This window comes from Flavobacterium bomense, from assembly GCF_003970355.1.
Genome location: NZ_RYDJ01000010.1, coordinates 1 through 14,252, shown reverse-complemented (window position 1 = coordinate 14,252; position 14,252 = coordinate 1). Strand labels below are relative to the sequence as shown.

General features: G+C 33.6%; 13 protein-coding genes, 1 tRNA gene and 1 pseudogene. 6 read left to right on the top strand and 9 right to left on the bottom strand.

Translation table 11 applies throughout. The features are described from left to right. Positions 1 to 80: 80 nt before the first annotated feature. The 3 genes from EKL98_RS09670 to EKL98_RS09660 all read right to left on the bottom strand — a co-directional run bounded on the left by EKL98_RS09670 (position 81) and on the right by EKL98_RS09660 (position 4,094). The gene (locus tag EKL98_RS09670; protein WP_126562172.1) at positions 81 to 2,615 is read right to left on the bottom strand and encodes a TonB-dependent receptor; all 2,535 of its coding nucleotides are present in this window, start codon (positions 2,613 to 2,615) and stop codon (positions 81 to 83) included. Next, positions 2,602 to 3,516, bottom strand: coding sequence for a FecR family protein (locus EKL98_RS09665; RefSeq protein WP_126562171.1), 915 nt, complete (start codon positions 3,514 to 3,516; stop codon positions 2,602 to 2,604). The genes EKL98_RS09670 and EKL98_RS09665 overlap by 14 nt, the downstream gene beginning before the upstream one ends. Positions 3,517 to 3,578: 62 nt before the next feature. Continuing rightward, the gene (locus EKL98_RS09660; RefSeq protein WP_126459810.1) at positions 3,579 to 4,094 is read right to left on the bottom strand and encodes an RNA polymerase sigma factor; all 516 of its coding nucleotides are present in this window, start codon (positions 4,092 to 4,094) and stop codon (positions 3,579 to 3,581) included. 258 nt (positions 4,095 to 4,352) lie between these two features. Between EKL98_RS09660 and EKL98_RS09655 the strand changes: the two genes are divergently transcribed. From EKL98_RS09655 to EKL98_RS09645, 3 genes are all read left to right on the top strand, one after another. Beyond that, a complete protein-coding gene (locus EKL98_RS09655) occupies positions 4,353 to 5,396 on the top strand; it encodes a hypothetical protein (RefSeq protein WP_126562170.1) in 1,044 nt (347 codons plus the stop codon). Positions 5,397 to 5,500: 104 nt separating this feature from the next. Next, a complete protein-coding gene (locus EKL98_RS09650) occupies positions 5,501 to 6,274 on the top strand; it encodes a membrane metalloprotease (protein WP_126562169.1) in 774 nt (257 codons plus the stop codon). Positions 6,275 to 6,300: 26 nt separating this feature from the next. Beyond that, the gene (locus EKL98_RS09645; protein WP_126562168.1) at positions 6,301 to 6,891 is read left to right on the top strand and encodes a porin family protein; all 591 of its coding nucleotides are present in this window, start codon (positions 6,301 to 6,303) and stop codon (positions 6,889 to 6,891) included. A gap of 98 nt (positions 6,892 to 6,989) precedes the next feature. Here EKL98_RS09645 and EKL98_RS09640 read toward each other — a convergent pair whose 3' ends face one another. Together EKL98_RS09640 and EKL98_RS09635 are read right to left on the bottom strand one after the other, a co-directional pair. Next, positions 6,990 to 7,892, bottom strand: coding sequence for a hypothetical protein (locus EKL98_RS09640; RefSeq protein ID WP_126562167.1), 903 nt, complete (start codon positions 7,890 to 7,892; stop codon positions 6,990 to 6,992). A 10-nt stretch (positions 7,893 to 7,902) separates the two neighbouring features. Next, entirely contained in the window at positions 7,903 to 8,319 is a 417-nt protein-coding gene (locus EKL98_RS09635; RefSeq protein ID WP_126562166.1) for a DM13 domain-containing protein, read from the bottom strand. A 167-nt stretch (positions 8,320 to 8,486) separates the two neighbouring features. Here EKL98_RS09635 and EKL98_RS09630 point away from each other — a divergent pair, with 167 nt between their 5' ends. Next, positions 8,487 to 9,974 carry an aminotransferase class V-fold PLP-dependent enzyme gene (locus EKL98_RS09630; protein ID WP_126562165.1) on the top strand — a complete coding sequence of 496 codons (1,488 nt, stop codon included), beginning with the start codon at positions 8,487 to 8,489 and terminating at the stop codon, positions 9,972 to 9,974. An 85-nt stretch (positions 9,975 to 10,059) separates the two neighbouring features. On the opposite strand, the gene EKL98_RS09625 is transcribed toward EKL98_RS09630, so the two are convergent. Further along, the gene (locus tag EKL98_RS09625) at positions 10,060 to 10,929 is read right to left on the bottom strand and encodes a lysophospholipid acyltransferase family protein (protein WP_126555806.1); all 870 of its coding nucleotides are present in this window, start codon (positions 10,927 to 10,929) and stop codon (positions 10,060 to 10,062) included. Positions 10,930 to 11,043: 114 nt separating this feature from the next. Here EKL98_RS09625 and EKL98_RS09620 point away from each other — a divergent pair, with 114 nt between their 5' ends. Both EKL98_RS09620 and EKL98_RS09615 read left to right on the top strand, forming a co-directional pair. Then, a complete protein-coding gene (locus tag EKL98_RS09620; protein ID WP_126459787.1) occupies positions 11,044 to 11,682 on the top strand; it encodes a rhomboid family intramembrane serine protease in 639 nt (212 codons plus the stop codon). Between the two features lie 50 nt (positions 11,683 to 11,732). Then, on the top strand, positions 11,733 to 12,419 hold the full coding sequence (locus EKL98_RS09615; protein ID WP_126459784.1) for an SIMPL domain-containing protein: 687 nt from the start codon (positions 11,733 to 11,735) through the stop codon (positions 12,417 to 12,419). A 118-nt stretch (positions 12,420 to 12,537) separates the two neighbouring features. Here the strand turns inward: EKL98_RS09615 and EKL98_RS09610 are convergent. From EKL98_RS09610 to EKL98_RS09600, 3 genes and pseudogenes are all read right to left on the bottom strand, one after another. Then, positions 12,538 to 12,618, bottom strand: a tRNA-Tyr gene (locus EKL98_RS09610). Positions 12,619 to 12,792: 174 nt separating this feature from the next. Continuing rightward, positions 12,793 to 13,179 (bottom strand): annotated as a pseudogene (locus tag EKL98_RS09605) (TlpA family protein disulfide reductase); the annotation flags it as partial. Positions 13,180 to 13,197: 18 nt separating this feature from the next. Beyond that, positions 13,198 to 13,971, bottom strand: coding sequence for a DUF4369 domain-containing protein (locus EKL98_RS09600; RefSeq protein WP_126555812.1), 774 nt, complete (start codon positions 13,969 to 13,971; stop codon positions 13,198 to 13,200). Positions 13,972 to 14,252: the final 281 nt, after the last annotated feature.

Here is a 14,252-nt window from a genome sequence, read left to right as displayed (position 1 = left end):
GGTAATTTGGATTAAATTTTTCTATCAGCACATTATAAATAAAGCAATATAATCTACCTTAGGTGGTAATAAAATAATCCTTAAAAATTTACTCTGAAACTTATATTTGGCGTTAAGCCAAGTGACTTATTGTCTACTTGAATGGCATCATTAGTATCATTTGGATTGACTTTGTAATAGCGATTGATGACATTGTCCTGATTGGAAGCATTGATTACACCGGCTGTAAACGAAGCTTTAATTGATTCAGACAGGTTGAAATTATACTGTAAGGAAGCGTCTAAACGCATGAAATTATCTAAATTTTCATTGTTGGGGGAATCGTAGTTGACCATTGTGGTATTTCCGTCTTGTATGGTTTCATTTCCTGGAATGGGTTTTGTGTACGGTTGCCCGTTTCGCCATACTCCACCAACAGATACTTTTAGATTTTTGATTATATCATAATAAAACCCAATAGAAAAAGAATGTCTTATATCCGCATTATTAGGAAAGACAGAAGGCGTAAAAACAGCAAATTCATAATCGTTTATGCTATAGGTGTAACTGAACCAAGCACTATATTTACGAGCTGTTTTATTGGCTAGAAACTCAATTCCTTTTGCTATATAGCTGCCGTTGGCGTTAATAAACTGAAAACTATTATAGAAACCCTGATTAGAAGCCGTTATACCCTTTACCAATTTATAAAATCCAGTAAGCTCAATATTTAATTTTTTTTGATTGAATTCGATTCCAAAAGAGCCTTGTTTACTTGTTGCAATTGGGATATCTTGATTGTTTACTAAAACCCAACGTCTTTTTTCAACACCAAGAAAATCATCTTCAAAATCAATTATTTGTGCAGTAGTTTGATTTTTAAATTCCCCTTCCAGTTTCAAAGCAAAATCAGTTGATAATTTTTGTTGGATATTTATTCTTGGTTCAATCAATATTTTATCAAATTTTTGAAAATAATTTATACGCATACCAACTCTTAAATAAGTGTTTGCATTGTTGTATTCCGCTTCCGAAAATAGGGAATGATTTAACAAAACATCTTTTTTAGTTCGTTTATATGACGGAGCACTAACGGTAGTTTCGTTTAACATTCCTGTTTCATTAAACTGGTACCCGGATAAAAGGCTTAGGTGCTTATTTACTTTATAATGGGTATTTAGTTTCACGCCAGTTTCCAGAACTTCATTGGTTTCTGTGAGTCGTTGGTCAGTTTCTACCCTATAATCAGTGGCGTCGATATTGTATTTTGAAAAATAAGTAATCAGGTTGGTACTCCATTTTGAGGTCCATTGTGCTTTCCAGTTTCCTCCGTAACCAATATTATTTTGAGAAAGGGTACTTGCTTTTGTTTCGGTATTGTTCGTAATAGCGTTGCTCTCAGAGTAGGCTAAAGCATTATTGATCCCAATAATATTGGCTCTAAACTGGTGTTTATCATTTAAATCAAAAAGTAATTTAGCGGTAAAATCGTAAAAGTAAAAATCAGAATTAGTATTCTTGTCCGAGCTATCGGCATTGATTTCGCTGTCCTGAAAACTTCTTTCAAAATAATTAGTATAAGTTGGTGTATCGAAAAGATCTGTGATAGAACGGCGTCCTGAGAGGTGAAGTTCTAGATCCTTAGCTAACGGAATGGCAAGAAATGCATCGGCACTGATGAGATTGACGCCGGCACCACCGGAAAATCTATTCGTCACTACGTCTTTGGTTTGCATGTTTATGGTGCTGGAAACTCCATCACTGTACTCCGCACTAGTTCCGTTTTTGGTGATAGTCACTTTTTCGGTAAGATTTGGATTATAGGCAGAAATCAATCCGAAGAAATGACCGGAATGGTACATTTTGATATTATCCCAAATGACCAGGTTCTGATCGTTAGTACCACCACGAACATTGATGTTTGCAATGCTTTCATTGGTACTTTCAATTCCGGGAAGTATTTGTATGGATTGTAAAATATCAGGTTCAATAAGTCCAGGAAGAATCCCGAATTTTTTTGTGTTTAAAACGGTACTGCCGTCTAAAAACTTTTGCAAACCAGGGGTCAAATACACATTAATTAACACTTGGTTCAGCGTTTCGCTTTTTGCTGTAAGAGTGATTTCCAGACAATTAGTACCGGATAAAAACAGTTCTTTAGCAGGAATCTCTTTAATTTCATATCCTAAATACGAGAGCGTAATTGTTGAATTCAGAGGTATGTTTTGTAATTTAAAGATGCCCTTTTCAGTTGTAACGGTGCTTCTGGAAGTATTCTTTACCAGTACGGAAGCACCGGAAAGTGGCCTCTTATTTTCCTGGTCAAAGACAGTTCCGCAAACAGCTATCGTTTTATTGATAACCGAAACGGTAATGTACCGCTTGTCTAAAACTTTAAAATTCAGTACTGTTTTAGCATTAAGATAATCTATAACCTGAGGTAATGTGAGTGTAGTTTCAGGTTTTTCTATTGAAACAGCGACTACATCTTCTACAGCATACGAAAATTTAATATTAAATTGTTTCTCTATAGAAAGGATAAGAGCCGTTAGTGGAATTTTTTTTGGAGAATTTTGTCCGTAACACAAGCTTCCAAAACAAAGTAATAGCAAAATCAGCCCTTTATTTTTCATCATAATTATAAAATATAACGGTTTTGCCTTCCATTTTATAACTTAATTTAAGCGGAATTGTAATCGCCTGAAGGGCTATATTTTGATCTTTATGTGTAAAACTACCTGTAAATAATTTAGTTGTATCCAGATTTCGTGTTTTAATTTTTAGATCATATTGACGCTCCAGTTCTGCAATAACCTGATTAAGAGGAACACGGTCAAAACTAGATTCTTCTTGAATCCACGAAGGGTTTTTTGCATTTAAGTCTTGAACACCTTCTATGGCATCATTTATAATTCGGAATGTTTTGCCAGGAGGCAATTTAACGATTTGATTTTTGTAGGACACGCTAACTAAGCCTTCATAGCAATTTACTTCAAAATATTTGTTCCGTTTTTTTACATTAAATTGTGTTCCTAAGACAGTAATAATTCCGGCATCTGTTCGCACACTAAAAGTTTTTCCTTTTTTGACTTTAAAAAAGGCTTCTCCGTCTAAAGTTAAATTTCTTTGATCATCCCATTTTTTGTCGTTAAAAGTTATTTTTGAATCAGAATTTAAGATTACTTCAGAATCATCAGGAAGGTTAAAGGTTTTTGTTTGTGCTATTTGGGTCTCAAATGTCTGAATGTTATTAAAAAACAAAAAATAAGACGACGTCAATAAAACCACTAAAACTGCAGCTACTTTAAACCCTGTTTTAAAATTTAGGGTTCTGACTTTTGTTTCCTTTTTAGACTGATTTCTAGCTGTAAATGCTGCAAAAGCTTCCTGAGCATCTACTTGTGGAGCTTCCATTTTAGAGGCATAATAAGCAATTTTATCAAGTGTTTGCAAGCTATCAGATTGTTTTAAATCCTCAATTTCTGTACTTGAAAGCGCATCGTCTAACCATTTTAATATTTCTTTTTCGTTTTTCATTTTAATATCGCTATGTTTATTAGACAACTAACTTTTAAATTACCCTACGGTAAAATGGTTATTTATAGGTTTTCTATCTGGGATTTTAAAAGTTGCAGTGCTGCCGACATTCTTTTTTCTACGGTTTTTTGAGAAATGTCGAGTATTTCAGCTATTTCTCGGTACTTTTTGCCATCGATTCGATTCATCAAAAATACTTCTCGTTGCGCTTCACTTAAGGATGCAATTGCTTTAGTAAGTTTTTGTTTGAATTCTTCTTCTTCAAATAAATATTCTGGATTTTGATTATTGGTGTCTAAATTTGGTGTTTCTTTCGCATACTGCAATACTACTTTGTGGTGTTTTATAGTATTTAGAAATAAATTTGATATCGTTGTAAATAAATAAGTTTTTACTTTACTGAAATCAATTTTGGCACAATTCTCCCAAATTTTAGTAAAAGCATCTTGAACTAAATCTAAAGCAGTATCAGTATTACCACATTTATAATAGGCAAAATTAGTTGCTGATTGTACTTGCTTTAAGTAAAAGTCTCTAAAGTGTTTTTCTTCGCAAAGTGTACTCTTTTGGTCGTCCATTTAAAAGGGATTCATTTTTTGTAGATTGTAAATGTAATTTTTTTTTCAAAAAGCAGTCAGGTTAATTCGAATTGATTTTTACTTAAAAAAAATATAAAATCGTATAGCACTGTTATATAGTTATTTATGAATTTTTTAATAAAAATTTATATTTTTTTTAAAAATAAAATAGGGTAAAACGGAACGTAGTTGTCTTACTAAAAGAAAGGCGTCAAAAACAGCGCCTCTACAAACAAAAATATATTAAATTTGAACGTTATGAAAAAATTAAAAACGATTACTGGAATAGCATTAATGACTCTATTCGGATTTGCATCTTGTCAAAGTGAAGTGGATAACGAGCAAGGACAAAACCCAAATACAAATGCGGCAAACTCAACTACAGCAAACAATCTGAAACGTACTTCTATGTATGACGGATCATCGGATGATTTTTTAGACGGCACCTCTTGTTCTTCTATTATCCTGCCAGCTTCAGCTAGAGTAAATGGAACGCAGGTTACTCTTTTTAGCCAAGTCAATTATCAACAAGTCATTTCTATCCTTGGACAGTATAATAATGATCAGGATTCTGTAGTATTACAATTTCCTTTAAAAGTTAAATTAAGCAATTATACAGAGGTTAATGTAAGTAACCAAACAGAGTATAATGCTATAATTAATGCTTGTTCCTCCGCACAATCATCTGGTCAGAATGCTATTTCGTCAGTAAAGATTAGTTTTCCAATTACTATTTTGACCTATAATTTAAGTGTACAACAAACGGGAAGCGTTGTTATCACATCCGAACAGCAATTATATACGTATATGACTAATATTAGTAGTACGGAATTGTTTTCAGTAAATTATCCAATGTCAGTTACAACCAGTGATGGTTCAAAAACTACAATTTCTAGTGATGCAGAATTGCAAGCTACTATTGTGGCGTCTCTTAAAACAGAAGCAACTAAAGACGAAGCAGCTCAAAATTCAAAAAAATTAGAAACGATTATGGTAAACGGCAAATTCAAAGTAGAATCATTTGTAAGTTCTGGAGTAAATTCAGCAACTAATTACAAAGATTTTACAATAGATTTTGCAAATGATTGGAGTGTAAAAGCGGTAAATAATTTAAATACAACTGTAAATGGTACGTACGCTGTAAGCTCACAAATAGAAGTCTTTCTTAAATTAAATTTTACAAGTAACGCTTCTTTTAGCTTGTTGAATAATAATTGGAAAGTAACTTCTTTTAATGCAACCACAATATCATTACAAAGTTCAACTAATGCAGCGGCGACGTTAGTATTGAAACAAATATAAAGTAGACTTTTAAGTTGGCTTTAATTTTTTTGAAATTCTCAAAAAACAGTTGTCTTTTTAGGCAGCTGTTTTTTAATAATAAACTTTAATATAAATAGATAATAATGAAAAAAGTACTTGTAATCCTGTGCGTAGGTTTTGTCTTATTGGTATCCTGTTCAAAAGAAAATGATGTAACAGAAGGAATTGAGACTGTTAATCCCATTACAAATAAACAGTCCACAGGTAGTTCTGCAAACGATTTATTATCAGATAAAAAGTTTAAAAGTATGGTTATTGAAGTGGTTTATGTAGTCGGTTTTCAGCCAACCAGTACTTCAATAAATAATTTTGTAGCTTTTCTGGAAGCACGAACACATAAGCCCAATGGGATTAATATTGTGTTGAGATCGATCCCGTCACCAGGGACTTCTCCGTATACAAATGAAGAAATTGTAGCAATTGAAGAAACAAACCGAACAAAATACAATACCTCAGATGAAATTGCCGTTTGGGCCTTTTTTGCAGATGGAGAATCAGCTAGAAATACAAGCAGCGGAGTTGTTTTAGGAACGGCGTATAGAAATACTTCATTTGTTATTTATGAACAAACAATTCATGGGTTAAGCAACAGCCCTTTTAAACCCAACAGAAGCGTATTAGAAACAACTATCATCACCCACGAATTTGGACATATTTTTGGCTTAACAAACTTAGGAACGGCATTGCAAAGCAACCATGAAGATGGGGAACACCCAAAGCATTGTAATGTAAAAACGTGTTTAATGTTTTGGTCTGCAGAAACAGGCAGTGGTATTGGAGAGATGGTCTCTGGAGGTACAGCACCACAATTAGATGCACAATGTATTGCAGATCTTAGAGCGAACGGGGGAAAATAATAGAATACATTAAAAAACACTTATCGATGAAAAAACAAAAATTAATACTCGTAATGCTTTTTGGTATGACCCTCGCTGTGAATGCCCAAAACAACTCGAATAATAAATCCTTTGGAGGAATAAAAGGAGGGTATAGTTTATCCTCAGTACAATTTGACGGAAATGCTGAAACAGCTCAACGTCATAGCTTTCATGTGGGGGTTTATGGAGAGTCGTTTATAAGCAATAGTTTTTCTGTTCAGCCAGAATTGTTGTATTCCCAACAAGGGTATGTAATTACGAATAGTAGCGGCACATTTACACAAAAGCTAAATTATATCAACCTGCCATTGATGCTTAAAGCCTATCCTTCTAGAAATTTCTTTTTAGAAGTGGGGCCTCAAATTGGATTGGCTGTTTCTCACAGAGAGGAGTTTAACAGTGGGTTTAGTTTATTTGATACCAATCAAGAATTTGAACCTAATAATTTTGACTGGGGAGTCAATTTTGGAGCAGGTTTTAAAACGGATTCCGGAATAAGTTTAGGAGTACGCTATCACTTAGGCAAGGGCGATATCTATGAGGAAGGAAAAGCACAAAATCGAGTACTGCAGTTTTCGTTAGGATTTGATTTATAATTAAAAAAAAACAGTTGAAATGCCCAATAGATATTGGGCATTTTTTGTTTATTTTACTCTGAATAAATTTCACGAAAAGGGCTTTACTACACCTGTTTTTAGAACAAAACTTTGTAGATGAGTCCGGCGGTAAAACCTCTTGTAAGTCCATCGGGTCTTACTTCCCGAATTACAAAAGGGGCAGCCAATGATAATTCGATACTATTTTTAGCATCAATAGCATAAGAACCAATCAAATTTCCATTGATGGTGAGTCCATCAGAATTTTGTATGGTTTCTCTTTTTCCAAAAGCATTTTCAAAACTATCCTCGCCTAAATGATAAAGAAATAATACATTAGGTTTGAAGGTAAATTTAGTATTAGCGGGCTGAATGGTGTAGGTAGTTCTAAATAAAGCATCTGATTTTCTTTCAAATAAATTAGTAGACGGGAAATCATCCGTGTCTGAAAACTCCTTAAAATAAGAGTTTCTGTTGTTATTAAAAACAGGAATCTGTATCCCGGTATTGAAATCCCATTTTTTATAAGTAAGATTCAAACCCAAAATAAGGTCAAAAGTTCCCAGACTGGATTGGTAGTCTAACGGAAGCGAAAATTCATTTATTTTTAGATTGGAACTCGTAAAAGGTATTTTAAAACCCATAAGAGTGCTCCATTTTGCGGTAGTTTTAGTTTTCCAGTTATAGTTGCCTATGAAATAGCCATCACCAAAAGCACCACGTTGTCCAAAACTGCCGTTTGCTACAGAATAAGTGATTTTAGAACTGAGTGAAAAGCGTTCGTTTATTGTTCTGGTATAGGTAAGATAGGATGAAAAATAAGTTAGATCTGCTTCCCCGGTGCCAAAAACATTTCCTATTTCTATACCGTTTTTGAAATCAGTTTTTGAGTTTTGAAAGCTGTTTCCTATCGAACAAATCCCTGCGTCACTGCATCCTTGAGAATAAGAACTAAAGCCTGAAAACAGCCCAACGAGTACAATTATTATTGTTTTTTTCATGGATATAAATTTAATTTTGAGACAATTGCGCTACTGCAAAAAGATGACTGTATTGCTGACAATGAATCAGCACATATTTATAATCACTAATATTTACTTGAGGAGGAATTGCATATACTGTTGACGAGGTTAAATTTCCTAAATACACAAAATCTGAAGGGGCAGCGGTTTTAGATAAATATACTTTTAAATCCGGGCCATTGGAAATACTAAAATTGTCTAAGCGTACTTCATTTTGATTGGTATTCAAATACACTTTGGCTGAACCTGAAACCTTAATGCCTGATGTAGGCATAAAATCTCCAGTAAATGCAGATGTACTGTTTTCAGGAAGTGAGGCTTGTATAGCTGGATCACGCGTCAAATCTCCTTCCACTTCGCAGGAGAGCAGTAAAATAAATAGTGGGAGTATAAAAATTTTTTTCATAATCAGGATTGGTTATTGATTATTCAAATGTATAAGGAATGTAAATTAAACTTTGTCAGCTACTTTACATTTAAGAGAAGATTAAAAACACTAGAATCCACTTTCCATAAACTGAAAATATTTTTTCTGCAAAAAAATAATACCTTTGAACTCAAATCAGGAATTCTATGATAACTAAAGAAGTACCCACCCAATTAGAACAATATTTTCAACAGTTTCGTAAAAATATAATTGGAATTGATCAAGAATTTGAGTCACCTTACGGACCAAAAAAAATTATATACACGGATTGGACCGCCAGTGGTCGTTTGTATCGTCCTATTGAAGAAAAATTAATGAATGATTTTGGCCCTTTTGTAGCCAATACTCATACTGAAACTACCGTTTCTGGAACTGCCATGACTAAAGCATACCATCAAGCGCGCCATATTATCAAACACCATGTGCATGCCGGCAGTGATGATATTTTGATTACTGATGGAACAGGAATGACAGGTGTAGTCAATAAATTTCAACGAATTCTAGGTTTGAAAGTACCCGAAAACCTGAAAGATTTTATTACCATCCCACCCGAAAAAAGACCAGTTGTTTTTATTTCTCACATGGAACACCATTCCAATCAAACGTCTTGGCTAGAAACTATTGCTGATGTTGTAGTAATTCCCTCTACTGAAGACGGATTGTTCAGTATGGAGAATTTAGAAATAGCATTGAAAAAGTACAAAGAGCGACCTTTCAAAATAGCGTCAATAACTTCTTGTTCAAACGTAACGGGAATTAAAACACCGTATCATGAAGTGGCAAAAAGAATGCATCAAAACAACGGACTTTGTTTTGTTGATTTTGCTTGTTCTGGACCATATGTAAAAATCGACATGCATCCGGAAGACATTGAAAATCAATTGGATGCCATTTTTTTTTCGCCTCATAAATTTTTGGGAGGACCTGGAACCTCCGGGGTGTTAATTTTTAATAAAAAGCTATATCAAAATTTAATACCTGATAATCCTGGAGGAGGAACGGTAAGCTGGACCAATCCTTGGGGAGAGCACAAGTATATTGATAATATTGAAGATAGAGAAGATGGAGGAACTCCTGGTTTTCTTCAGGTTATAAAAATTGCACTGGCGGTTCAATTGAAAGAGCAAATGGGAATTGAGAATATCTTGAAGAGAGAGCATGAAATTGTGGATTATATTTTCTCAGAGATAGGAGCGGTTTCTAATATTAAAATCCTTGCAGGGCAGCATCACGACAGGTTAGGGGTTATTTCTTTTTTTATAGAAGAATTACATTTTAATTTAGGGGTAAAGTTATTGAATGATAAATTTGGAATACAAACCCGTGGCGGGTGTAGTTGTGCCGGAACATACGGACATTTTTTATTGCATGTGGATCAGGAAACCTCACACAAATTAATTGACGAAATTACTTTGGGGGATTTAATCAGAAAACCAGGTTGGATCAGAATGTCTATTCATCCTACAACTACAAATGCCGAAATTGAATTTGTGTGTAACGCAATAAAAGCATTGGCTGAAAAGCATAAAATTTGGGCTTTGGATTATGATTATAATTCGGCTACAAATGAGTTTATAAATAAAAATACACGCCATTTAGAAGATGAATTGGTAAAAAACTGGTTTTCTTTATAGAAGTTGCTGTTTTAAGAAACTAAAAAAATCACATATCATAAACGCTATTGTTTCTAATGTGTGATTTTTTTCTGAATACGAATTACTACCGTCTGTGTTTCCATCGTTTATGCGTCCAAAAATAATATTCAGGAGCTTCCAGAATTTGTTTTTCTACTTCCCGTAAAAAAGTATTGGTGATTTCAAAATCGGGAATGGATTTTGGATCATCTGTTATAGGGACAAAAGTAGCTTCATAAAATCCTCTTTTTACTTTTTTTACTTTTACAAAAAGGACATTGAGATCGTATCGTTTGGCCAGCATTTCAGCTCCGGTATGCACTGGAACTTCAATACCCATAAATGTATCCCAGTGAAAGGCTCGATCTAGTTTTGGGGATTGGTCGCTGGCTAAGCCATACATGAATAATATTTCTTTTTGTTGATTTTCTGCCATCAACGGGATCGCTCTTTTTGTTTCGACTAATTCTGCATTGTATTTGGATCGAATATCTCGTAGTAATTTATCAAAGTATTTATTGGCAATTTTTTTATAAACGCCTATTCCTTTAAATATTGTTTTTTCATTTACAGATAATAACCATTCCCAACTTGCATAATGGGAGGCTAATAATACAGTGCTTTTCCCTTTATCCTCATATTCTTTAACCAGTTCAATATTTGTTATTACAAATCGTCGGTTCATTTCAGCAGCTGAAATAGTCATGGTTTTTATCATTTCCAGGAACATATCACACAAATGGTGATAGGATTTTTTTTCGATAATAAGACGCTCCTTGAAACTCAGATTAGGAAAAGTAAGGGCTAAATTTTCTCTAACTGTTTTTTTTCGATACCCTATAATATAATATACAATCAAATAGATACAATCCGAAAACCAGTATAAAATCCGAAAAGGAAGAATAGAAATGACCCACAAAAAGGGAATGATTAAGATGTAAATAAGAAATTGCATGCCGTATTTTTTTTGACAAATATAAGGCAAAAATATAGATTGATATAAATTTGGACCGCATACAAGATGGTATTTGAGAAAGACTATCTTTACAATTCACAATAAACATACTTTATGAATACCATTTTAATAGCAATAATTGTTGTAAATGTTTTGATTAGTTATAAAGGTTTTAATGACCTTTCTTTTTTTAGAAAATATGAATTCCATATTGGAAGTATTCGTGCAGGCGAACAAATACGGTTGTTATCGTCTGGTTTTCTTCACGCAGATATGACTCATTTGATTTTTAATATGCTGACACTGTGGTTTTTTGCACCGGTAGTCATCAGTTATTTAGGGAGTTTTTCATTTATACTGGTGTATTTTGGAAGTTTAATTTTTGGAAGTTTATTGACTGTATTGTTTCATAAAAATGATTACGGGTATAGAGCTGTAGGTGCTTCTGGAGCTGTAACTGGGGTTTTATATTCGGCCATATTGTTACAGCCAGACATGATGTTGGGAATCTTCTTTATTATCCCAATGCCTGCTTATATCTTTGGAATCCTTTATTTATTGTATTCAATCTACGGAATGAAAGCTAAGAATGATAATATAGGTCATACCGCCCATTTTGGAGGTGCTGTTGGCGGTTATTTGATTACACTTGTCAACGAGCCACAGTTATTAGTGGATCATGCTTTAATGGCAGTTTTATTAGCCATTCCTATAATTATCCTGTTCGTAATGGCAAAAATGGGAAAATTATAATGGCACAACTTTTGAAAAGAAGTTAACACAAACAATTAAATGATAAAAAAATGAAAAAAGCACTATTAATCTTGTCTATTTTATTTATTTCAGTGTCCTACGGGCAAGAAATCAAACAAGTTCCTCAAATAAGCGTAAGTGGCGAAGGAAAAGTAAAGGTTGTTCCGGATCAAGCAAGTATAACGGTGACTGTTGAAACAAAAGGGAATAATGCCAAAGACGTCAAAAAGCAAAATGATCAAAAGATTGAAGCTGTGCTTAAGTTCATCAAAAAAATGAACTTGGCTCCTGCAGATTATAAAACGCAACGTGTTTCGTTGAACCCACAATACGATTACGAAAAAAAGAAACACAGCTATAATGCAACACAAACAATCGAAATTGTATTGAAGGATTTATCAAAATATGATGAATTGATGGAAGGTTTAGTTGACGAAGGGATTAATAGAATTGATACTGTTGTGTTTGAATCTTCTAAGTTGGCCCAATATCAATCTGAGGCTAGAAAATTAGCGATGAAAGAGGCTAAATTAAAAGCAGAAGATTATGTTTCAGTATTAGGACAAAAAGTAGGACGTGCCATGATCATATCAGATAATTCACAAAATTATAGTCCACAACCAATGTATGCTGCCATGAAAATGGAAATGAGCGATACTAGAGTTTCAAGAGAAACGATGGCGGTAGGCGAAATCAACATTACGGCTAATGTAACGGTAAGTTTTATTTTAGAATAGAAGAAGCTGCAAGTATTAAAAAATTCCGTTCAAAATATCAATTTGCTAGGATTTTTTTTGGATTAATTCACAACAGTAGTATGCAAAAAAAAACTCTTCAATCGCTTGAAGAGTTTTGTGGGGAGAGCAGGATTCGAACCTGCGAAGTTTACACAGCAGATTTACAGTCTGCCCTCGTTGGCCGCTTGAGTATCTCCCCAAGACTCAATAAGCAGTGCTTATTGTGCTAACCGGATGCAAATATAAAAACTGTTTTCAAGTTTCCAAACTATATTAGTACTTAATTTTACTATTATTTTTAAAGCATTGGTATTGAATAAAATAAAAAAATCTCCACTAGGGAGATTTTTTTTATTTGTACGATATAAGGTGTTTATTGTTCTAAAAGCTCAATTATTTTGGCTCTAAGGGCATCTCCTCTTAAATCTTTAGCCACAACATTTCCGGATGCATCCAGGATAAAAGTGGCAGGTATAGATTCTACTTTATACAAAGCAGCAATTGGTTCGTCCCAAAATTTCAAATTTGAAACCTGATTCCAGGTCAACTTGTCTTTAGCAATGGCTTCTTTCCAGGCTTTGGCATCTTTATCTAAAGAAACACCAATAATATTAAGACCCTTACTGTGTAACTCTTTATAGATGGCCACAACATTTGGATTTTCTTGACGACACGGCCCACACCATGATGCCCAAAAATCAACTATTGTTACTTTTCCTAAACTTTCTTTCAGAGAAATTATTTTCCCTTGAGGATTAGGACCTGAAAAATCTGCTCTTCATTTACCATCAGTAGTTGGAGCAGTAGCTGGAGCGGTAGCGCCTACAGCAGCCGGTGCTTTCATTTCAGCTAGTCTGGTTTTGATAGCAATTCCTGGCTTTGTTTTTTTCAATGCTTCTTCTAAACTGTTGTATAACTTTTCAGATTTTGCAACATCAGCACTAGGATCGTTTAACATTCCTTGGATGATTAGCGCTGAAATAAAAGATTTAGGATGTGTTTCAGCATACGCTAAATACTTTGCTTTTGAAGCAATACCAACTTCTTCTTGAAGTTTAGAAAATTCCTGCATCAAATTATTGATCACAATGGTGTCCTTGCTTTGTTGAGCAGCTTCCATTGCTTGCATGTTTTTGTTTTGGAAATCCATTAGTTTCTTTTGAACTTTAGTGATTTCCTCGTTGAAGGTTGCGTATTCATCATTGTTATACGTTCCTGAAACTTTAGATTTTTGAATACTGTCTTTATTTATGGCAATCGTTACTTCTCCATTTTCTAATATGAAAGGTATTTTAGCCTGAGCCCCTTCTAATTGGATTGTATAAAACGATGGCTCTGTAATAGATCCTTTCATCTCAAATTTACCGTTTTCAACTTTTACGGTATCCTTAGCAATCAGTCCCATGCCATTTGCATCTTGTGTTTCTAAGATAATTGTTTTACCATTTTCAATTCCTGTTGCAGTCCCTGAAATGATGTATTCATCTTTGCCAACTTTGCTACAAGATAGTAAAACAACAGCAGCCGAAAGTAATAAAATTATTTTTTTCATTATTAATTAGTTAAGTTAAGAGTGCAAAAGTATTTAAATTTTTAATTGATATATAATTTTACAACCTAAATTTTTGTTATTATTTTTCATTCTTAATTAGGATTTAGCATTTATTTTACAAGTAGTTATTTTACTTCCTTCTTTTGAATATAAAACCTTTTAATCATGATGTGTTTTGGGACAATCAATTTTTTTTCAATTAAGATTTCACTAGTGTCCACTAAAAAATAAAACAAGTTCTTTGAAATTATTGTAAATCTGTATTTTAAGAGTCATTTTTG